This is a genomic window from Streptomyces sp. NPDC002520, from assembly GCF_053595235.1.
In genome coordinates this window covers 389,099-408,806 of record NZ_JBSFXG010000003.1, presented here as the reverse complement: position 1 = coordinate 408,806, position 19,708 = coordinate 389,099, and the positions used below count along the sequence as shown (strand labels likewise).

General features: G+C 71.8%; 19 protein-coding genes. 10 read left to right on the top strand and 9 right to left on the bottom strand.

The genetic code is table 11. The annotated features are described in order from the left end of the window. Positions 1-50 precede the first annotated feature (50 nt). On the bottom strand, positions 51-1,229 hold the full coding sequence (locus ACWD5D_RS07875) for a M20 family metallopeptidase (RefSeq protein ID WP_451371915.1): 1,179 nt from the start codon (positions 1,227-1,229) through the stop codon (positions 51-53). Further along, positions 1,226-2,656: an MFS transporter gene (locus tag ACWD5D_RS07870; protein WP_451371914.1), complete on the bottom strand. Its 1,431-nt coding sequence runs from the start codon at positions 2,654-2,656 to the stop codon at positions 1,226-1,228. The genes ACWD5D_RS07875 and ACWD5D_RS07870 overlap by 4 nt, the downstream gene beginning before the upstream one ends. A gap of 172 nt (positions 2,657-2,828) precedes the next feature. Between ACWD5D_RS07870 and ACWD5D_RS07865 the strand changes: the two genes are divergently transcribed. After that, positions 2,829-3,854 (top strand): Lrp/AsnC family transcriptional regulator, encoded by a 1,026-nt coding sequence (locus tag ACWD5D_RS07865; protein WP_451371913.1) that lies wholly within the window; start codon positions 2,829-2,831, stop codon positions 3,852-3,854. Positions 3,855-4,516: 662 nt separating this feature from the next. On the opposite strand, the gene ACWD5D_RS07860 is transcribed toward ACWD5D_RS07865, so the two are convergent. From ACWD5D_RS07860 to ACWD5D_RS07835, 6 genes are all read right to left on the bottom strand, one after another. After that, on the bottom strand, positions 4,517-5,020 hold the full coding sequence (locus ACWD5D_RS07860) for a nucleoside deaminase (protein WP_451371912.1): 504 nt from the start codon (positions 5,018-5,020) through the stop codon (positions 4,517-4,519). A gap of 473 nt (positions 5,021-5,493) precedes the next feature. Further along, positions 5,494-6,303: a xanthine dehydrogenase accessory protein XdhC gene (xdhC, locus tag ACWD5D_RS07855; RefSeq protein WP_451371911.1), complete on the bottom strand. Its 810-nt coding sequence runs from the start codon at positions 6,301-6,303 to the stop codon at positions 5,494-5,496. Between the two features lies 1 nt (position 6,304). Next, the gene (gene xdhB, locus ACWD5D_RS07850) at positions 6,305-8,698 is read right to left on the bottom strand and encodes a xanthine dehydrogenase molybdopterin binding subunit (RefSeq protein WP_451371910.1); all 2,394 of its coding nucleotides are present in this window, start codon (positions 8,696-8,698) and stop codon (positions 6,305-6,307) included. Then, entirely contained in the window at positions 8,695-10,194 is a 1,500-nt protein-coding gene (locus tag ACWD5D_RS07845; protein WP_451371909.1) for a xanthine dehydrogenase small subunit, read from the bottom strand. The genes xdhB and ACWD5D_RS07845 overlap by 4 nt, the downstream gene beginning before the upstream one ends. 536 nt (positions 10,195-10,730) lie before the next feature. Next, complete coding sequence (locus ACWD5D_RS07840; protein WP_451371908.1) at positions 10,731-11,360, bottom strand: poly-gamma-glutamate hydrolase family protein; 630 nt, start codon at positions 11,358-11,360, stop codon at positions 10,731-10,733. 29 nt (positions 11,361-11,389) lie between these two features. After that, entirely contained in the window at positions 11,390-13,135 is a 1,746-nt protein-coding gene (locus ACWD5D_RS07835; protein WP_451371907.1) for a copper resistance CopC/CopD family protein, read from the bottom strand. A gap of 270 nt (positions 13,136-13,405) precedes the next feature. Between ACWD5D_RS07835 and ACWD5D_RS07830 the strand changes: the two genes are divergently transcribed. The 6 genes from ACWD5D_RS07830 (at position 13,406) to ACWD5D_RS07805 (ending at position 17,190) form a co-directional block, all read left to right on the top strand. Continuing rightward, a complete protein-coding gene (locus ACWD5D_RS07830; protein ID WP_451371906.1) occupies positions 13,406-14,008 on the top strand; it encodes an HhH-GPD-type base excision DNA repair protein in 603 nt (200 codons plus the stop codon). 89 nt (positions 14,009-14,097) lie between these two features. Next, positions 14,098-14,805 (top strand): HdeD family acid-resistance protein, encoded by a 708-nt coding sequence (locus ACWD5D_RS07825; protein WP_451371905.1) that lies wholly within the window; start codon positions 14,098-14,100, stop codon positions 14,803-14,805. A gap of 94 nt (positions 14,806-14,899) precedes the next feature. Beyond that, a complete protein-coding gene (locus ACWD5D_RS07820) occupies positions 14,900-15,229 on the top strand; it encodes a hypothetical protein (RefSeq protein ID WP_451371904.1) in 330 nt (109 codons plus the stop codon). A gap of 66 nt (positions 15,230-15,295) precedes the next feature. Then, positions 15,296-15,421: a hypothetical protein gene (locus tag ACWD5D_RS07815; protein ID WP_451371903.1), complete on the top strand. Its 126-nt coding sequence runs from the start codon at positions 15,296-15,298 to the stop codon at positions 15,419-15,421. 732 nt (positions 15,422-16,153) lie between these two features. Further along, complete coding sequence (locus ACWD5D_RS07810; RefSeq protein ID WP_004943146.1) at positions 16,154-16,450, top strand: type II toxin-antitoxin system VapB family antitoxin; 297 nt, start codon at positions 16,154-16,156, stop codon at positions 16,448-16,450. A 101-nt stretch (positions 16,451-16,551) separates the two neighbouring features. Continuing rightward, on the top strand, positions 16,552-17,190 hold the full coding sequence (locus ACWD5D_RS07805) for a LytR C-terminal domain-containing protein (protein ID WP_451371902.1): 639 nt from the start codon (positions 16,552-16,554) through the stop codon (positions 17,188-17,190). 119 nt (positions 17,191-17,309) lie between these two features. Here ACWD5D_RS07805 and upp read toward each other — a convergent pair whose 3' ends face one another. Beyond that, positions 17,310-17,945, bottom strand: coding sequence for a uracil phosphoribosyltransferase (gene upp / locus ACWD5D_RS07800; RefSeq protein ID WP_451371901.1), 636 nt, complete (start codon positions 17,943-17,945; stop codon positions 17,310-17,312). A gap of 117 nt (positions 17,946-18,062) precedes the next feature. Between upp and ACWD5D_RS07795 the strand changes: the two genes are divergently transcribed. The 3 genes from ACWD5D_RS07795 (at position 18,063) to tadA (ending at position 19,677) form a co-directional block, all read left to right on the top strand. Beyond that, on the top strand, positions 18,063-18,266 hold the full coding sequence (locus ACWD5D_RS07795; protein WP_451371979.1) for a hypothetical protein: 204 nt from the start codon (positions 18,063-18,065) through the stop codon (positions 18,264-18,266). A 359-nt stretch (positions 18,267-18,625) separates the two neighbouring features. After that, a complete protein-coding gene (locus tag ACWD5D_RS07790) occupies positions 18,626-19,168 on the top strand; it encodes a tRNA adenosine deaminase-associated protein (RefSeq protein ID WP_451371978.1) in 543 nt (180 codons plus the stop codon). Positions 19,169-19,245: 77 nt separating this feature from the next. Continuing rightward, positions 19,246-19,677, top strand: coding sequence for a tRNA adenosine(34) deaminase TadA (gene tadA / locus ACWD5D_RS07785; protein ID WP_451371900.1), 432 nt, complete (start codon positions 19,246-19,248; stop codon positions 19,675-19,677). The last annotated feature ends 31 nt before the right edge of the window (positions 19,678-19,708 follow it).

Here is a 19,708-nt window from a genome sequence, read left to right as displayed (position 1 = left end):
CGTCGCTTCCTGCTCCTCGGCCTTGCCTCAGAGAGCTTGGGGACAGTCCCCTATCGGGCTGCGAGGCGGGTGAGCAGTGAGGCCCGGTGGGTGGGGTCGAGGGCGAGGTCGAGGGTGGTCCAGGCCATGGCGAGGCCGCCGTCGAGGAGGGCGCGGTCGGCCTGGGGGCTGGTGCCGTAGCGGGTGAACTCGGGGTTGTGCATGATCGTGTCGCCGCAGTCGTAGCCGATCATCGGGTGGATGGTCGGGACGATGTGAGAGACATTGCCCATGTCGGTCGAGCCGCCCCGCAGGTCCGGGTCGGCATCAGGGACGCTACGGCCGAGGGCTTCGGCCGCCGCACGGTAGCTGCGGCTCATGGCAAGGTCCTGGCGCAGGTCGGCGTAGTCGTTGCCGACGCTCTCCAGAGCGAGTTCGGCCCCGGTGGCCAGGGCCCCGGCCTCGAAGCAGGCGCGGACCCGCGACCGGAGCTCGGCGAGTTCCTCGGCGGTGCGGGCACGGCAGTCGTACTCCGCGGTCGCCTGCGCGGGGATGACGTTGGCCGCGTCACCGGCCGAGGTGACCACGCCGGAGACCACCGCGCCCGGCGTCAACTGCTGTCGGTAGGCGGCGATGGCCACCTGGGCGATCATCATGGCGTCGGCGGCGTTGATGCCGCGGTGCGGCATGGCGGCAGCGTGCGCGGGACGGCCGGTGTAGCCGACGCGCAGGCTGCTGATCGCCAGGGAGCTCAGGCCGACCGCGTCGGCGGGCGCGGCGTGCACCATCATGGCGGCGCCGACGTCGTCGAAGACGCCGCCGCGCAGCAGGTCCACCTTGCCGCCGCCGGACTCCTCGGCCGGGGTGCCGATCAGCTTGACGGTCAGGCCCAGCTCGTCGGCGACCGGGGCCAGTGCGAGCCCGGCGGAGACCGCGGCAGCGGCGTTGACGTTGTGGCCGCAGGCGTGGCCGATGCCGGGCAGCGCGTCGTACTCGACGCAGATCCCGACGACCAGGTCGCCGCTGCCGGCGGTCGCGGTGAAGGCGGTGGGCAGGTCGGCGACTCCCCGGCTCACCGCGAAGCCCGCGCCTTCCAGTAGATCGGCGATCCGGCGGGCGGAGCGGTGCTCCTCGTAGGCGAGCTCAGGGTCGGCGTGCAGGCGGTGGCTGAGGTCGATCACCTGGTCCTGGCGGCTCGTCAGCACGTCGCGGGTGCGGGCGCGGAGCGCGTCGAGTGTGGTGACGGTCATCGGTTGGCTCCTCGGTAGAACAGGGCGACAACGGCGCCGGCGAGGGCGATCGCGCCGCAGGTCAGCCAGCTGGCCGTGTAGGCGCCGAAGTCGGGCAGGGCCGCGCCGGCGGCGGTGTGGGCGGCGAACACGGCCAGCACCACGGCGGCGCCGATCGAGCCGCCGACGTTGATCAGCAGCTCGTTGATGCCGGAGCCGACCGAGGTCTGCTCGTGCGGCACGGCCTCCACCGCGAGGGTGCGGGTGGAGTGCTGCAACAGGCCGCTGCCCAGGCCCGCGACGGCGGTGGCGGCGAGGAAGGCGACGGCGGAGGCGTGGCCCAGGTACTCGGCGCCGTAGCCGCCGGCCATCAGCAGTGAGCCGGTCACCAGCACCCGTCGGTCGGTGATGCGGGCGGCCAGGCGGGGGGCCGCCAGGGCGCCGAGTGTGAGCGCCAGCATGTTCGGCAGCATGGCCAGGGCGATGCCGAACGGGTCCAGGCCCAGCCCGTACCCGGCCTCGTGCTTCGCGGTGCCGAGGAAGACCGGGTTGGCGACCAGCAGGCCGAGCATGCCGAAGGTGAACGACAGCGCCACCAGCGAGACCACGACCAGGTTGCGGTGACGGAACATCCGCACGTCGATCATCGGCTCCGCGGTGCGCAGCTCCACCAACGCCCACAGGACGACTACGGCCGCCTCGCCGATCAGGCAGGCGAGCGTCCGCGCGGAGGTCCACTCCCAGCCGGGCGCGCCGCCCTGGCCCAGGCCCAGCATGACCGCCACCAGGCCGAGGCAGAGCAGCAGGCCGCCCGCCCAGTCGACCCGGCCGCCGGGCCGGTGGCCGGACTCGGGCAGCAGCGGCCAGGTCACCGCCAGGGCGAGCCCGACGGCGGCGGTCGGCACCCAGAGCGCGGCGGTGGGGCTGGCCACCGACCGGGCGAGCAGACCGCTGGCCACCAGGCCGAGCGCGACGCCGCCGGTGAGCGCCGCGACCATCAGGCTGATGCCGCGTCGGCTCTCCGCGGCACTGCTGCGGTTGCGGAGGATGCCGACGAGCAGCGGGAAGAAGCCGGCGAAGGCGCCCTGGAGCAGCTGGCCGACGAGTAGCAGCCCGAAGGAGCGGCTCAGACCCACCAGGACGGAGCCGAGCAGCACGATGGCGAGGTTCCAGCGCAGGATCCGGCGGTGCCCGTACAGGTCTCCCATCCGGGAGAGCACCGGTGTGAAGGCGACGCTGGCCAGCAGGTTGGCGATGCTGACCCAGTTGAGGTCGGCGGCGGTGACGTGCAGCGCGCCGGTCAGGCCTTTGAGCAGCGGGGACAGGAAGCCCTGGGTGATTCCGCTGGAGAGTTCCACCAGGGCCACCGAGGCGATCACGGTGGCGGCCGAGGTGGTGCGGACCGCGGGTCTGATCGGTCTGGGACTGAGGGTGCCGGTCTCGGACATGGGCAGCACCTGCTTCGCGACGAGGTGAGGGTGGGGAGAGAGACCCGCCGCCGGCCCGATCGAGGGGCAGATCGGCGGCGGAATCCGCACCACAATGTGACCTGGGGGTTGCGACGCAGGCAACACATGGGGAAATAATCGGTTGAAGGCGGCGCCGAGAGGAGTACCAGCGGTGGATTCAGGCATCGAGCCGCGAACCGGTGGAGGCGAACACGCGGGGGCGACCAGGCTCCTCGACGGCCTGGACCATGCCATCCTGCGAGCCCTCCACCGCGATCCCCGCGCGCCCTTCGCCGACATCGCCGCTGCCACCGGTGTCCACGAGCGCACGGTCGCGCGGCGCCTCGACCGGATGACCGCGACCGGCCAAGTCCGCTTCACCGCCTCCCTGGTCCCCGAGCACATGCACGAGGGCGTCATCGCCGAGGTCGCCGTCCGCTGCGCCCCGGGGCGCCTGCACGAGACAGCGCTCGCCCTGGCCGACCGCCCCGACGCCCGCTCGATCGAGGTCGCCACCGGAGCGCTCGACGTGTTCGTCGAGCTCACCGCCCCCACCCGCGAGCACCTGCTCACGGTGATCGACGGTTCCATCGGCCGGCTCGGCGGTGTCCGGGACATCCACACGGCCGTGGTGCTGCGACTGCTCCTCACCACGATGGACTGGGCCCCCTACGACGAGGAGCCCACACCGGTCCGCCGCCTCATCGCCGCGGGCCGGCCGCTGCCCGAGCCGATCACCGTCGACGACCTCGACCGCAAGTTGGTCGGACTCCTTCAGGACGACGCCCGCATGTCCACCACCCGCATCGCCCGCGAACTGAACCTCGGCGAGACCACCGCGCGCCGACGGCTCGCCCGGCTGATGAACTCCCACGTCCTGCACGTGCGCCTGCACGCCGAGCCGGGCGTTCTCGGCTACCCCGTCGAGGCGCGGTTCCGCCTCGCTGTCGCGCACCGGCATCTCGACGCCGCACTGCGCCGCCTCGCCGAGGAGCCGGCTATCCGCCACCTCGTGCTGACCACTGGCACCACCAACGTCCTCGGCTACTCCAGCCACCGCTCCCCGGCCGACCTCGACGCCTTCGCCGCCGTTGTCCTCGCCGACCTCGACGGCGTGACGAGCGCCGAGACCGCCCTGCTGATGCGCACCTACAAGCGCGCCTGGGTCGTCGCCGACACCGGCCCCGGAGATCGCTGACCCATCGGCCGTGGACCTTGTCGATGGCCGACCTGGACGCCTTTCGCCGGATCCGTGACGAGGGCGGAGGTCGCGGCCGGATCTGGGCACCGGGATGGCCGGCGCCGTTCCCGCGTGCCGACGGGAGTGCTGCGCTCCGGTCGCCCCCAGCCGCGTGAGGCCGATTCAGGCGCACGGAGCGGCCGGCGTCCTCGACCCCGACCGCAGTGCTGGAGCGCGGTGCTGCCATCACGGGCAAGCGGGCCGGAAATCGACAGATCGCGTCGGGCCGGAAACCGTGGATCGGGTCGGCCCGGAGCCGGCGGGACCCGGATCGACCGCCCGATGTCCGGTCCTTGAGACGGGCGAAGGCGTGCTCGACCGGGCTGCACGGTCTCGCGGGCGCGCGGTCGACGGACCCGGCAGTGCCGGTGAGCCGCGGGCGCGGCTTGCGGCGGCGGTCACCCTCGCAGGTGAGGACAGGCATCGTGACCCACTCCACGAGTGCGTGCGGCAGGTCGAGTGCGCAAGGACAGAACGCCGACGAGGCCCCCGGGCCGCTGTGTCGAGACGTCAGACATCTCGATCAGCAGCCCGGGGGCCTCGTCCGGGTTCGTGTCGACCAGCCCGGCACCCGCGCCGGGTGACGCGAGGTCCCCGGAGATCCGCGGGGAACCGGTCTTTCAGTAGTCGATGCGGTCGGACTTGTCCTGCCACGCGTCGAACGGCGCCGTACGGTTCGGCATGTCCACTCGCACGATCTCCATCGGCCACAGCTCCGCGGGCTTCTTCTCGAACAGGCCGTAGAACTTGCGGTCGTCGAAACCGGCCACCGCGGCGTCATCTCGATCAGCGGCGAAGATGATCCGGTCGACCCGCGCCCACAGCGCGGAGGAAAGACACATCGGGCACGGCTCGCACGAGGTGATCAGGACGCAGCCCTCGAGCGAGAAGGTGCCCAGCTTCTCGCAGGCGGCACGGATCGCGCTCACCTCGCCGTGTGCCGTCGGGTCCAGATTCGAAGTGACCTTGTTGTTCCCGATCGCGACGATCTCGCCGTTCTTCACGATCAGTGCGCCGAACGGACCGCCGCCGTTCTTCACGCTGTCGGTGGCAAGGCCGATGGCCTCGTGCATCCAGGCGCGCTCGATCTCCTGGATGCTCGTTTCTTCGGTGTGCGCGGTCACGGTCACTCCTTCTTTTGGAGACGGTCGGGACATCAGCGCGACTGGTCGCCGACAATGCGCTCCGGTGAGACCGGGGTGCGGGTCGGGTTCAACTCCGTCGCATTGCGGATGGCGTTCACGACCGCCGTCGGCTCTCTTCATTCGTATCGGCGTCGTTCGCAAGTACACCCGTCGGACCCGCCGACGGGTCAGTCACCGAAAACATGAAGGAATTGGCCGGTCGGCAGACCCCTCTTGTAGATTCACATGAATGGCGGACTCGGTGATCCCAGCAGCTTCCGCCCGAAACATCCGGCGGTGACGCCATGCGGCCGCGCGGCCGGTCCGACAGCCGCCGGGATCTGCGACAGGGATCGAAAAGCCGCCGACGGGCCTCAGCAGGGCCGAACGCGAGGTGCTCGCCGGCCCGCTCGGCCGCGTCGTACGGGACGAGGTAGGTGCTGTTCCATCCGGTCGGAGGGTCGCTTCTCCCCTCAGTTCTCCTCGGTCTCGAAGGTGCGCAGCAGATCGGCGGCGACGCTCACGGCGATGGTCGCGGGTTCCTTGCCGGTGATGTCGGCCAGCCCGATCGGGGTCTTGATCCGGTCGATGGTGGCTTCGTCGTGACCGCCCTCGGTGGACAGGCGCCCCCGGAACCGCGCCCATTTGGCCGCCGAGCCGATCAGCCCGATGGAGCCGAGGTGATCGGTGCGCAGAGCGGCGTCGCACAGAGCGGCGTCCTCGGCGTGATCATGGGTCATGATCAGGATGTGGGTGCCGCGCGGCAACTCCTCCAGCACCTCCTCGGGCAGCAGCGGCGTGTGATGCACGTGCACCTGCGCCACCGCGTCCGCCAGCACATCCATCCGCTCCTCGGTGAGGATGTCGGAGCGGGAGTCGATCAGATGGAGGTCGAGGTCCTGACGTGCCAGGATGCGCGCCAGTTCCAGCCCGACGTGGCCGACGCCGAAGATCGCCACCGCCCGTACCACCGGCAGCGGTTCGAGCAGCACCGAGACCGCGCCGCCGCAGCACTGCACGCCGTGCTGGTTGCTCACCTTGTCGTTCAGGGCGAAATCCATCAGCTCCGGCTCCGGCTTGGAAGCGGCGATCATCTCCCGGGCCCGGTCGATCGCGACGGCCTCGACATTGCCGCCACCGATCGAGCCCCACGTCCCGGTCTGCCCCACGACGAGCTTCGCACCGGCGTCACGCGGGGCATGGCCGCGCACGGTCGCGACGGTCACCAGCACGCCGGACTCCCGGCGTGCCCGCAACCGTGCGACCGCGGCGATCCATGTCATGTCAGGCACCGCTCAGCGCGTCCACGGCGGGGCCGTCGACAGCGGCGCCGTTCCGGGGGACCTCGCCCTCGCGGGCCTCCTGGATCGCCCAGTACACCGCTTCCGGCGTCGCGGGCGAGGCCAGATCGACACTGACCCCACTCGGCCCGAACGCGGCGGCGGCCTGCCGCAACGCTTCCCGCACCGAGAACGCCAGCATCAGCGGAGGCTCACCCACGGCCTTGGAGCCGTAGACCGCGCCCTCCTCCGTGGCGTTCTCCAGCAGCGTGACGTTGAACTCCTGCGGCATCTCGGAGAAGCTCGGCAGCTTGTACGTGCTCGCCGCCTGGGTCTGCAGCCGTCCGCGGTGCGGCCCGTCACTGGTGTCCCAGCGCAGGTCCTCCAGTGTCAGCCAGCCCGCGCCCTGCACGAAGCCGCCCTCGACCTGACCGATGTCGATCATCGGGGAGAGGCTGTCGCCGACGTCGTGCACGATGTCCACGCGCCGGATGCGGTACGCACCGGTGAAGCCGTCGACCTCCACCTCGGTCGCGGCGGCGCCGTTGGCGAAGTACTTGAACGGCGAGCCCCGGAACGCCTTGGCGTCCCAGTGCAGCCCCTCGGTCCGGTAGAAGCCGGACGCCGACAGCTGCACCCGCTGGAAGTACGCGGTGTGCACCAGGTCGTCCCAGGCCAGCTCCTTGTCGCTGCCCAGGGCGCGCGCGACGCCCTCGACGATGCGCACGTCGGAGGCGTTCGCACCCAGCTGGGAGGCGGCCACCTGCAGCAACCGCCCACGCAGCTGCTCACAGGCGTTCTTGATGGCCCCACCGTTGAGGTCCGCGCCCGAACTGGCCGCGGTCGCCGAGGTGTTGGGCACCTTGTCGGTACGCGTCGGGGCGAGGCGGACCTTGTGCGGCGGGATGCCCAGGGTGGTCGCGGCCACCTGGATCATCTTGGTGTGCAGGCCCTGGCCCATCTCGGTGCCGCCGTGGTTGATCAGGACGGAACCGTCCTTGTAGATCAGCACCAGCGCGCCGCCCTGGTTGAAGGCGGTGAGGTTGAACGAGATACCGAACTTGATGCCGGTGATCGCGAGCGCCCGCTTGGTGTGCGGGTGCGCGGCGTTGAAGGCGGCGATCTCGCGCCCCCGGTCGGCGATGCCGGCGTTCTCCTGGACCTGCCGCCAGACGGTGGAGATCCGGTCGGCCTGGGTGACCGGCTGCCCGTACGGCGTCGTCTGGCCCTGGTCCGGCTGGTAGAAGTTGCGCTCGCGCAGCTCCATGGGGTCGAGGCCGAGCCGCGGCGCGACGCGACCCAGGATGTCCTCGATCACCAGCATGCCCTGGGGGCCGCCGAAGCCGCGGAAGGCTGTGTTGGAGACCGTGTTGGTCTTGGCGATGCGGCCGGCGACACGCGCGTTGGGGATCCAGTACGTGTTGTCGATGTGGCACAGCGCCCGCGCGAGGACCGGCTCGGACAGGTCCAGGCTCCAGCCGCCGTCCGCGGTCAGCGTGGCGTCGAGGGCCTGGATGCGGCCGTCGGCGTCGAAGCCGATCCTCCACGAGGCGTGGAACCCGTGCCGCTTGCCGGACATCGTCAGGTCCTGCGTCCGGTTGAGCCGGAACCGGACCGGGCGGCCGGTCAGCTTGGCGCCGAGCGCGGCGACGGCCGCGAACCCGTGCGGCTGCATCTCCTTGCCGCCGAAGCCGCCGCCCATCCGCAGGCACTGCACGGTCACCTCGTGAGCGGGCACACCGAGCACGTGGGAGACGATCTCCTGGGTCTCCGACGGGTGCTGGGTGCTGCTCTGGATGAACACCTGCCCGTTCTCGTCGACCTGGGCGAGAGCCGCGTGGGTCTCCAGGTAGAAGTGCTCCTGACCGGCGAACTGGAACTCACCGGTGAACACGTGCGCGGAGTCGGCGAAGCCGGCGTCGATGTCGCCGCTCTCCATGAGCGGCCTGGCACCGTGGTAGCTCTCGGCCGCCATCGCGTCCTGCAGCGTGATCAGCGCGGGCTGCTCGTCGAGCTCCACCTCGACGGCCGCGGCACCGAGCCGGGCCGCCTCGATGTTCTCACCGAGCACCCAGGCCACCGCGTGGCCGTAGAACATGACCTCGTCGGGGAAGAGCGGCTCGTCGTGCTTCATGCCGGCGTCGTTGACGCCGGGCACGTCGGCACCGGTCAGCACACGGACCACGCCGGGCACGTCGAGCGCGGGCCCGGTGTTCAGCTTGGTGATCCTGCCGTGGGCCTTCATGACCTGCACCGGGTAGGCGTGCAGCACGTCCTTGGTGCGCTGCACCAGGTCGTCGGTGTAGAGCGCGGTGCCGGTGACGTGCAGGACAGCGCTCTCGTGCGGCATCGAGACGCCGACGACGGACTTCTCGGGGCGTTCGGACAGATGGCTCATGACGACACCGCCTCGGTGGTTCGCGCGTGCAGCTTCAACAGGCTCTGGCCGAGCATCGCGGAGCGGTACTCGGCGCTGGCGCGGTGATCGTTCATCGGCGTGCCCTCGGCCCGCAGCACCTGGGCCGCGGCCTCGACGGTCTCCGGCGCCCACGGCCTGCCCTCCAGGGCCGCCTCGGTGGCGAGGGCGCGGATCGGGGTGGCGGCCACGCCGCCCAGGCCGATCCGCGCCTTGCGGACGATCCCGTCCTCGATGCCGAGCGCGAAGGCGACCGCCACGCTGGAGATGTCGTCGAAGCGCCGCTTGGCGATCTTGTGGAAGGCCACGACCGGCGACAGCGGCAGCGGGACGCGCACCGCGCGGATCAGCTCGCCGGGGCGGCGCACGCTCTGTCGGTAACCGGTGAAGTAGTCCGCCAGCGGGACCTCGCGCTCACCGTCGGCGTCGGCGAGAACCAGCGATGCCTCAAGGGCGAGCAGCACCGGCGGGCTGTCACCGATGGGCGAGCCGGTACCCAGGTTGCCGCCGAGGGTCGCACCGTTGCGGATGAGCCGGGACGCGAACTGCGGGAACAGCTCCGCCAGCAGCGGGACGCCGCCGTCGAGGCGGCGTTCGATCTCGGTGAGCGTCAGCGCCGCCCCGATCTCGATGTGGTCGGACTCGACGCGCAGCTCCCGGAGTTCGGGCAGCCGGTCGATGGCGACCACGCAACCCTCCCGGCGGGAGCGGATGTTCACCTCGACGCCATAGTCGGTGGAGCCGGCGACCACCACCGCGTCGGGCCGCTCGCGCAGCACCCGCAGCGTTTCGGCCAGGGTGCTCTTCCGCAGGAACGTGCTGTCGCCCTGGGCGTATTCGGTGGCGACCGGTGCGGGCGGGGACTGCTCGCGGCGCTGCGCCAGCGGATCCTCGTCGGTGGGTTCCCCCACGGCGAACGCGGCATCGCGGATCGGGCGGTAACCGGTGCAGCGGCACAGGTTTCCGCTCAGCGCGTGCAGGTCGAAACCGTTCGGACCGTGCTCGGCGTCGGCGTTTTCGGCCGAGCCCGCGCCGTCGGCCGAGCCCGCGCCGTCGGCCGAGTCCGCGTGCGCGCAGCGGCCCGGCCGGTAGTACTCCGCGGCCATGCTGCAGATGAATCCCGGTGTGCAGTAACCGCACTGGGAGCCGCCGCGGACCGCCATCTCCTCCTGCACCGGGTGCAGGGCGGGCGGCGTGCCGGGTTCGCCGGCCGTGGCGAGACCTTCGGAGGTGATGATCTCCTGACCGTCGAGCGCCGCTGCCGGGACCAGGCAGGCGTTGACCGCCACCCAGTCGGTGGGCTTGTTCACCCCGGGACGGGCCACCAGGACCGAACAGGCGCCGCATTCACCCTCGGCGCAGCCCTCCTTGGTGCCGGTGAGGCCACGCTCGCGCAGAAAGTCCAGCACTGTGGTGTGGGGTGCGGCCGGTGAGACCGGTGTTTCTTTCCCGTTGACCGTGATCCGCGCCTCTGTCATGACAGGCCTTCGTTCCGGTGCGTGATCGATCGATTCATCATGTTCGCCAATTTCAGGCAGCTTTCTGTGTTCAGGCGCGCCACATAAAAGGAGCGGGCGCAAAACAGCACGCAACAGCGACGTGCCGGAAAGGTGGTGACGGGAAACCCGGAATGTGTGTGCCACGGACGGGCACATCAGAACGGCGTGCTCAGCAGCCGTGCGCGATCCGACCCGGAACCCAGACATTGCGCTGGGCGAGGCGACCGAGATCAGAGCTGGTGTTCATCCGCTGGTCGCCTCCTTTCGGTGTTATGGGTCGACGTTTACCGCAAATTAGTGGCCGGGGCCACCGAGGTCAAGAGGTTGACCTCGGTGTCTCGAAAGCCGACCGGATTCGAGGCCGGGGCGCCACCGCAGGGTGGTCGAGCGCACGGTGTCCTGACCGGCCGGCCGCCGTCGCCTGCACCGCCGCTACGAACCACTGGCATACCGGGCCACGCCGCCGCCCGAGCACCACATGTGAGCGGGCGATGAGGGCGGTGTCCACGCGGCGTTCAGTGAACCGCCCCGGTCCCGTCGGTCCCCGGTGACAGCAGCAGCCGGACCCCGGTCGTGAGCGCGGTCGTCACCGTGGCCGGTGGGACGTCCGGGGTTCCTGGGGAGGTACGGGGGCCCTGGGTCCGTGCGGCCAACGGGAGTTCGAGCTGGACGCCGCCCTCGGCGGTGAGGTTCACCGGGTTGCGGGGGTGGAGGCCGCGCAGGCCGGGCGGGATGTCCGGCAGGGCCGTCACGGGGTCGAAGTCCGGGGCCTCGCGGGCGAGGGCCCGGCGGAGGGTGTGGGCCGCCTCGCGGTTGGTACCGCCCAGGAAGATGGAGCGGGGCGCCGAGCGGCGGAAGTGGCCGTGCAGGGAGACCGTGAGGGTCACGTGGGCCAGGAAGTCCCGCAGGGCCGCGCTGTGGGGCACGGACATCCGGTGCGAGGGGATGTGCACCGGGTCACCGGCGGGCTGCGTGAAGACCAGGCAGCTGGCGCCGGTACGGGCCGCCACCTCGTACGCCAGCTCCGCCGTACCGCCCTCCTTGCTGCCGTGCAGGGCCAGCACGCCGACCTCCGACCCGAGCGTCAGGGTGGCGAGGAACTCAGCGCCCTCGATCTCGATCCGCTCCTCCACCCGATCCTCCACCCGGTCCTCCGTCCGGCCGCCGCGTGCCCTCACCGCGTCACGCGCACGGTCCGGGACACGGTCACCTGGTCCACCTCCGACACCCGTACCGTCACCTTCATCGTCCACTCCCCGGGGATCGGCAGGTCGAAGGAGTCGGCGGCCCAGTAGCCGCCCCGGTCGGTGACCCCGGTGTCGAGGGGGCCGATCCGGCGGGCGGGCAGGGTGAGGGTGACGCGGAGTTCGGGGACCGAGGACAGGCCGCCGTCGGGGCCGTAGACCACCGCCTGGACGGAGTTCGCGCCGAGCCGGCCGGGATCCAGGGTGATCTGCACCTTGCCGTGGCCGCCGGGGGTGCCGACGTCGAACGGGATCGTGGTGACCGAGGCGACCGGGATGCCGGTCCCGGTCGCCGCGCCCGACGCGGACCGCGCCGCCTCGGCCGCCGCACGGCCGGGCAGCGTGCTCGTCAGCAGGGTCGTCAGCACGAGGACCACCATGCCCACGGCCACCTCCACCAACACCGAGCGGCGGAGACGACTGAGGTGATGGTGATGATGATGAGGGTGGTCGTGATGGTGATGGTGGTGCGAGGCGGTGCCGGTCGCCAGGCGTCGGGACCAGGCCGCCGCCGCGAGCAGCACGGCCACCGCCGCGAGCTTGGCCAGCAGGACACGCCCGTACGTGGTGCCGGCGAGCGCATGCCAGGAGCCCAGGCCGCGCCAGGACTGGTAGACACCGGTCACCACCAGGACGGTCACCGAGGCGAAGGCCAGCCGGGAGAAACGGGCGACGACCCGGGCGGACGGGGCGGACGCGGCGGACGGGGCGGACGCGGCCGGCGACGCGGGCGAGTCCGGCGGCGTTCCGCGCAGGATCAGCAGCAGGGCTGTCAGGCCGCCGAGCCAGGCCGCCGCCGCCAGCAGGTGGAGCGACGTGGAGGCGACGGCGAGGGGGACCTGAAGGCCCGCCGAGGCGTGTTCGGCGGCCGACCAGGTCAGGGAGAGGGCCACGGCGAGGATCCCGCCGGTCGCGAGGACGGCGCGCCGGGGGATCCGGCGCCGCCACCTCCTCAGGACCAGCGCGCAGGCGGCCGTGAGGAGGAGCAGGGCCAGGCGGGTCAGGAGGAGTTCGCCGGGGCGGGTCGTCGCCGTGCGGGCCAGGGAGGAGAGGGCGAGTGCCCTCGCCGGGGAGACGCCCTCCTCGTACGGGCCCCGCAGCAGGAGCTGGGCGACCGTCGAGGCGAGCAGGGTCCAGCCGCCGGTGCTCAGCAGGGGGCGCAGCCGGGACCGCGCCGGCGGGCGGCAGTACGCCACGAACGCCGCCGTGCCCAGCAGGAGGGTCACGGACAGGTAGGAGAGGTAGCGCGCGATGTCGTACAGACGCGTGGTCGTACCGTTCTCCGCCCGGTCGGGGAGCCTCGCCGGCGTCGCCGTGCGCTCGCCCACCGAGAACGTCAGCGCGCCGGACACCGGGTGGCTGTCCGCCGACACCACCCGCCAGGCCACGGTGTAGGTGCCGGTGCCCAGGCCCGCGGGGAGGGTGACGCGGGCCGTGTCGGAGCGGCCGGGGGCGTGGTCCGCCTCGCCCGTGCGCACCCGGCGGTTCCCGGGGTCGTAGACGCGGAACGAGTCGACCAGCAGCCCCACCGACTCGGTGAAGGTGAGCGTCACGTGCCGTGGGGCGCGTGCGAGCACGACTCCGTCGCCGGGGTCCGACTCCCGCAGGGCCGCGTGGGCGGAGGCGGGGGTGGCGGTGCCGAGGAGGAGGGCGAACAGACCTGCCGCCAGCACCAACAGGGTGCGCGGGCGACCGGGGCGGAGACGGCCAGGACGGAGACGGCCAGGACGGAGACGGCTGTCTGGTGAGAGATACGGGCGGTCCGCCTGGTGCGCGTTCTGCTCGCCGCACTCGCCGCACTCGCCGTACTCGCCCCGCACGTCACCCGCCCTCTGTCCCCGGACCCGCCGCTCCCCCAATACGTACGGACGGATCCGGGATGGTGCTCAATCGGCTCCGGAAACCACTGGCGGGCGGAGTGTGGCACCGCGCGGGATCATCGACCCATGGACGTCACTCTGCATCTCTCCCAGGACCGCGAGGCCGACGCGCTGCTCGGGCGCAGTCCGCTCGCCGCGTTGACCGGGATGCTCCTGGACCAGCAGATTCCGATGGAGTGGGCGTTCAAGGGGCCGGCCACGATCGCGCGGCGGATGGGGGCCGAGGACCTGGACGCGCACGACATCGCGGCCATGGACCCGGAGGCGTTCGCCGCGCTGCTCTCCGAGAAGCCCGCCGTGCATCGCTACCCGGGGGCGATGGCCAAGAGGATCCAGCAGCTGTGCCAGTACCTGGTCGAGCACTACGACGGGGACGCCGAGGCGGTGTGGCGGGGCGTCGGCAGCGGGGCCGAGCTGCTGAAGCGGCTGGAGGACCTGCCCGGGTTCGGGAGGCAGAAGGCGCAGATCTTCCTCGCCCTGCTCGGCAAGCAGCTGGGGGTGCGGCCCAAGGGCTGGCGGGAGGCCGCCGGGGCCTACGGGGAGGCGAAGTCCTTCCGGTCCGTCGCCGACATCACCGGCCCCGAGTCACTCGCCAAGGTACGGGCGCACAAGCAGGAGACGAAGGCGGCGGCCAAGGCCGCGAAGGCCACCAAAACCGCAGGTCAATAGGGAACCAGGGGTATCCGGGCAGCAGCCGGGCGGCGGTCGGCCCGTCGCCCCGAGTGGCGGAACGGGCCCGTTCGGTCCAAGCATGGAACATGACCGAGGCACCCAGTGGCGGTCCCTCCTGGGACCGCGATTACGAAGACCGCAACGTCAAGGCGGAGCACCCGCCACAGGGCCAGACCAGGCCCGCACCCCCACCCCCAGCCGCACCCGCACCCGCACCGCCCGAAGCGCCCTTCGAGGGACCGCTGCACGCCCTGTCCCAGGCCGCCTGGCAGGTGGTCCTGCTGACGGGGCTCGCCTCGCTGATCCTCGGAGTGCTCGTCCTGATCTGGCCGGGCCCCTCCCTGGTCGTCGCCGGCGTCCTGTTCGGCGTCTACCTCGTGGTCAGCGGTGTCTTCCAGCTCGTCGCCGCCTTCGGCACGCACAAGAAGACCTCGCTGCGCGTGCTGGCCTTCGTCAGCGGTGGTCTGTCGATCGTGCTGGGCCTGTTCTGCTTCCGCGGGGCCATGCAGTCGATCCTGCTGCTCGGCCTGTGGATCGGCATCGGCTGGCTGATCCGCGGAATCACCCAGACCATGGCCGCGATCTCCGACTCCACCATGCCCGCCCGGGGCTGGCAGATCTTCCTCGGGGTCATCACCTTCATCGCCGGCATCGTGCTGATCGACTCGCCGGTCCAGTCCGTCGCCATCCTGACCCTGGTCGCCGGCTGGTGGCTGATCGTCGTCGGCATCGTGGAGATCGTCACCTCGTTCGGCCTGCGCGGCCGCGCCAAGGAGGTTCCGCAGACGGTGTGAGCGCCGTCAACCGCGTGAACCGCGGGGTACGCCGAGCGAGCGGTTCTCGTCCCCGGGCGATGAACACCCCGGCTCCCGTGGGGACATGACCCGTGTGAGCAGCACCGCACGCTACCGCCCACCGCGCCCTCGCGCATGGCTACGGCTGCTCGTGCTGCTCCTCGCCCTGCTGGTGCCCGGCGTCCACTTCCAGGCCCAGGCGCTGCCGGCGCCGACGGTGGCCGCCGAGACCTCCGAGCACGACGTCCATCACGGCACGCTGCTCCGGCCCCCCGCCCGCAGCGTCCACCGGGCCCAAGCGCCCGAGCGCACCGCGCCCCTCCTCGGCCCGGCACCCGCGCGGCCCGCGGCACCCTCGTGCCCCGCCGCACCGTTGCCGCCGCACGCCGTACCCCTGCTGCGCACCGTGGTCCTGCGCTGCTGACTGACCCCGCTCCCGCGAGGTCAGTCAGCTCGACGCAGTGGAACCGAGGAACCCGAGGAACACAGCATGCCCACCGACCTGTACGCGGTCCTGCGCGCCCTGCTGCGCGCGGAGGCCAGGCGCAGCACGCCTCAGCGACCGGACAGCACACCACAGCAACCGCAGCGGCCGCCCGAGGAGAACACCCGCTGACGCGGCGACGGCGGAGGCGGTGGGGCCCGTCGGACGTCCGACGTCCACCCTGGTCGTCGGACGTCCAACGACCAGGGTGGACCTGCCGCCTCTGCCGAGCCGTCCCGCACCGGGGGCCTGGGGTGCGACGACTCGCGATCCACAGCCTGTGCATAACGTCCGTACAGCGGGGACTCCCGCACCGTACGGTCCAGCTCCGCCCCCCGACGCTCCGACGCGTGGACCCCTCCTCTCCAGCCTCCTCCGGCCTCCTCCAGGCTGCGCGGTCTCGTCCTTCGGCTTGGCGTCGCTCCAATGGGCGTCACCGAGAGATGTCCCGCCGGTTGCTCCTCGGGGGGACATCAGCCTGCCGAGGGCCCGAAGCCGGCGACGGTGGCCCGTACCGGGATGCCGTGGCCGAGCCCGCCGAGCGGACAGCGGGATGCGTACCGGCGCGTCGGCCCGGCACCGCTCGCCCCACAGCAGGGCGCCCAGGTCGAGGGCGGGACCGGTGAAGGCGTACCCGGCGGCGATCTCCCGGGCCGCGGCGGGCGTTTCCGGCTGTGCGGGGGAGGGCGCCGGTGTCCCGGGAGGGGGGCGGCCGGTGCGGTCTCGCGGTCACTCATCTCGGGCCCCTGCTCCCGGCGGCGCTCCCGGTAGTCGCCGTTTTGCCCTGCTTCACCCGGTCTTTTCCGGCGTCGCACTCCGCCTCCATGGCTGCGCCCGGAACGTGTTGGCCGGTAGGCTTTCCGTGTGATCTTCAAGCGCATCGGAAACGGCCGGCCGTACCCCGACCACGGCCGGGAAAGCACCCGGCAGTGGGCGGACGTCGCGCCGCGCCCGGTCCGCCTCGATCAGCTCGTGACCACGAAGCAGCAGCTCGACCTGGAGACCCTGCTGGCCGAGGACTCGACGTTCTACGGCGACCTCTTCGCGCACGTCGTGAAGTGGCAGGGCGACCTGTACCTGGAGGACGGCCTCCACCGTGCGGTCCGCGCCGCGCTCCAGCAGCGCCAGGTGCTGCACGCGCGCGTGCTCGAACTCGACTGACCCCGGCGGCGGCACCGGCGTTGACCCTTTCGGGTTCCGCTGGGCGGCGCCGACTGATCATCTAATAGGCATCACCGCTCAGAGCGCACTACGCTGCGCTCATGAGCATGCTGACTCCTCCGGGCATGGGCGGCAAGTACCGGATCACGGGGGACATCTATCCTCGGATGCGCCCGCGTCGGCGGCGCGCCGGGCTCGCGGTCGCCGTAGTGGCGTCCGTGGCCGCGCTGGGCCTGGTCGGCTGGGGCACGCTGCAGCTCATCGACGTCTTCACGGGCGGCGACAAGCACACGTCGGCGGGCTCCGGAGCGGACTGCACCACCAAGGCCACGACCGCCGCGCAGACCCGGGTGCTGCCCAAGCCCGGCGCGATCACCGTGAACGTCTACAACGCCACCGCACGCACCGGGCTCGCCAAGCAGACGGCGGACGAGCTGAAGAAGCGCGGCTTCAAGATCGGCGACGTGGGCAACGCGAGCAAGGACTTCGACAAGAAGGTCAAGGGCACCGGGATACTCCTCGGCCCGGCCTCCGCGCTCGACACCTCGCTGCCGGTGCTGTCCACCCAACTGGCCGACGCCCAGCGCCGTACGGACGCGGCCCGCAAGGGGAACGACGTCGACCTGATCATCGGCGACGGGTTCAAGAACCTCACGCAGCGCACGGCCGCCGACCAGGCCGTGGCCAAACTGACGGCGCCGGCGCCCGCGCCCGCGGCGACGGAGAAGAAGAGCTGCTGACTTTTCGCTGACGGGAGTCGGGGAGCCGCACGTCGCCGTCCGGCCGCGGGCCGTTCGTGGCCGGACGCGCCCCGCGGCGGAGCCGCATGTCGACACGGCCCCGCGCCCCTCAGGATTCTTTACTCGGCCGCGCCGTAGAGGCGGTCGCCGGCGTCGCCGAGCCCCGGGACGATGTAGCCCTGCTCGTTGAGGTGGTCGTCGACGGCGGCCGTCACGACCGTCACCGGCGTGCCCGCAAGCTCGCGCTCCATCACGGCGACGCCCTCGGGGGCGGCGAGCAGCACCACGGCGGTCACGTCGTCCGCGCCGCGCTTGATCAGCTCCTGGATCGCCGCGACCAGGGTGCCGCCGGTGGCCAGCATCGGGTCCAGGACGTACACCTGGCGGCCCGAGAGGTCCTCGGGCATGCGCGAGGCGTACGTGGAGGCCTGCAGCGTCTCCTCGTTGCGGATCATGCCCAGGAAGCCCACCTCGGCGGTCGGCAGCAGCCGGACCATGCCGTCCAGCATGCCGAGACCGGCGCGCAGGATCGGCACGACCAGCGGGCGGGGGCGGGCCAGCTTGACCCCGGTGGTCTGCGTGACGGGCGTCCGGATGTCGACGGCCTCGGTGCGCACGTCCCGCGTGGCCTCGTAGGCGAGCAGGGTGACCAGTTCGTCGGCGAGGCGGCGGAAGGTCGCGGAGTCGGTGCGCTGGTCGCGCAGTGTGGTGAGCTTGTGGGCGACCAGGGGGTGGTCGACGACGTGGAGACGCATGTCCCTAACAGTAACCGCGCCCGACCGCGGCTCGCTCTGGCATCAAACCCCCCGTCCGAGGGAAAGTAGGAGGACGGACTGGGGTGGTGTGACGTGTCTGACCTGCCTGACGTGCCCGTGGACACCTCCGACGACGCCGACGGTCCCGGTGGCACCGCCGAGCCGGAGCGGACCGAGACGGACGCCGAGCGCCGGCTCAGACGCGCCCGGTTCCTGCGCGATCTCGCCGAGGCGCGGCAACTGCGCGACCGCGTCCAGCCCCGCCGGGCGAAGGCGGCACGGCTGCGCCACGCCATGCGTATGCGGACGTTCCGTTGGTAGGGGGGTCCGGCGTACGGTCCTTAGGGCAAGGACCCGGGGAAGATCCCGGCGGGAAGGACAACGGAAGGCCGAGGCCGATCGAGGAAGATCGACGCACGCCCAGGTGTCGCGGCCGTGGGCGTGCATGAGCTTGGGAAAAGCCGCGTACGATCCGCACGTGGCGGCAACGAGTGCGCTGGTGGGTCGTTCACGGATGCACGATCGAAACAGCCAGACACAGGGGGTCGAAGACATCCCCTGAACGCCTTGTTTCTGCCACGATTCCGAGTGGGTGGGGCTCGGAGCGAAGCTCTCTCCGCCCAGAACCTCCGCCGGGGGGACCCCCAACCGGCACGCCTATGACCAGTGGGAGAGTCACGGTGTACTTCGCCGCACTGCTCGCGCGCACCGAAGACGGGTGGGAAGCGAGCGACACAGAGCTCGACGATGTGGAGACCCTGTCGGATCTGGCCGACCTGGCCCGGGAAGCCTCTCCCGAGGAGGACACGGTGCTCGTCCTGATCGAGCAGGAGGACTCCTGGTTCGGCGTCGTCCGCGTGGACGGCGAGGACGACCCTCGTATCTACGTCTCGGACGCGGCCGCCGCCCAGCGCAGCGCGTACGGGGAGCTGCTGCTCACCGACGAGCTGCTGGGCCGCGATCCCGGCGCCGACGACGGCACCGACCTGGACGCCCTGGACCTCGACGGCACGGAGGACGGCGAGTCGTCCGAGGACGAGGACGGGGACGACGCGGACGGCACCTCCGGGGACGCCGTTCCGCACAGCCCGGTGGGCGACAGCCAGATCCTCGACGATCTGGGCGTCAGCGAGAAGGAGCTGCGCTCGCTGGACGCCGAGGACGCGCTGGGCGCGATCGCCGGGGCCCTGGGCGCCTCGGAGGTGCTGGAGACCGTCCGCTGACCGCACGACAGGACTCGGAAGGCGCAGGCGCAGGCGCAGGCGCTCCGGACCCGGTACGGGACCGCTGGCGGGACGCGATGCGACTCGCCCTGGAGGAGGCCGGGCAGGCCGTCCGGGGCGGGGACGTACCCGTCGGCGCCGTCGTGCTGTCCCCGGACGGTACGACGGTGCTCGCGGCCGGGCACAACGAGCGCGAGGCCACCGGGGACCCCACGGCCCACGCGGAGGTCCTCGCGCTGCGCCGGGCCGCCCGGACCCTCGGGGAGTGGCGGCTGAGCGGCTGCACGCTCGTGGTCACGCTGGAGCCCTGCACGATGTGCGCGGGAGCGCTGGTGCAGTCCCGGGTGGACCGGGTGGTCTACGGCGCCCGCGACGACAAGGCGGGCGCGGCAGGCTCCCTCTGGGACGTCGTACGCGACCGCAGGCTCAACCACCGGCCCGAGGTCGTCGAGGGCGTCCTGGCCGAGGACTGCGCCCGGCTGCTCACGGACTTTTTCCGGGACCGCTGAATACCGATTTCGAACCACGTGCCGCCGTGCT

What these genes read in the sequence shown, in the direction of transcription:
- tadA (WP_451371900.1), top strand. Translation starts at nt 19,246, where the DNA reads ATGCGACTCGCCCTGGAGGAGGCCGGGCAGGCCGTCCGGGGCGGGGAC.
- ACWD5D_RS07830 (WP_451371906.1), top strand. Translation starts at nt 13,406, where the DNA reads ATGGACGTCACTCTGCATCTCTCCCAGGACCGCGAGGCCGACGCGCTG.
- ACWD5D_RS07845 (WP_451371909.1), bottom strand. Translation starts at nt 10,194, where the DNA reads ATGACAGAGGCGCGGATCACGGTCAACGGGAAAGAAACACCGGTCTCA.
- ACWD5D_RS07815 (WP_451371903.1), top strand. Translation starts at nt 15,296, where the DNA reads ATGCCCACCGACCTGTACGCGGTCCTGCGCGCCCTGCTGCGCGCGGAG.
- ACWD5D_RS07870 (WP_451371914.1), bottom strand. Translation starts at nt 2,656, where the DNA reads ATGTCCGAGACCGGCACCCTCAGTCCCAGACCGATCAGACCCGCGGTC.
- xdhC (WP_451371911.1), bottom strand. Translation starts at nt 6,303, where the DNA reads ATGACATGGATCGCCGCGGTCGCACGGTTGCGGGCACGCCGGGAGTCC.
- xdhB (WP_451371910.1), bottom strand. Translation starts at nt 8,698, where the DNA reads ATGAGCCATCTGTCCGAACGCCCCGAGAAGTCCGTCGTCGGCGTCTCG.
- ACWD5D_RS07825 (WP_451371905.1), top strand. Translation starts at nt 14,098, where the DNA reads ATGACCGAGGCACCCAGTGGCGGTCCCTCCTGGGACCGCGATTACGAA.
- upp (WP_451371901.1), bottom strand. Translation starts at nt 17,945, where the DNA reads ATGCGTCTCCACGTCGTCGACCACCCCCTGGTCGCCCACAAGCTCACC.
- ACWD5D_RS07805 (WP_451371902.1), top strand. Translation starts at nt 16,552, where the DNA reads ATGAGCATGCTGACTCCTCCGGGCATGGGCGGCAAGTACCGGATCACG.
- ACWD5D_RS07875 (WP_451371915.1), bottom strand. Translation starts at nt 1,229, where the DNA reads ATGACCGTCACCACACTCGACGCGCTCCGCGCCCGCACCCGCGACGTG.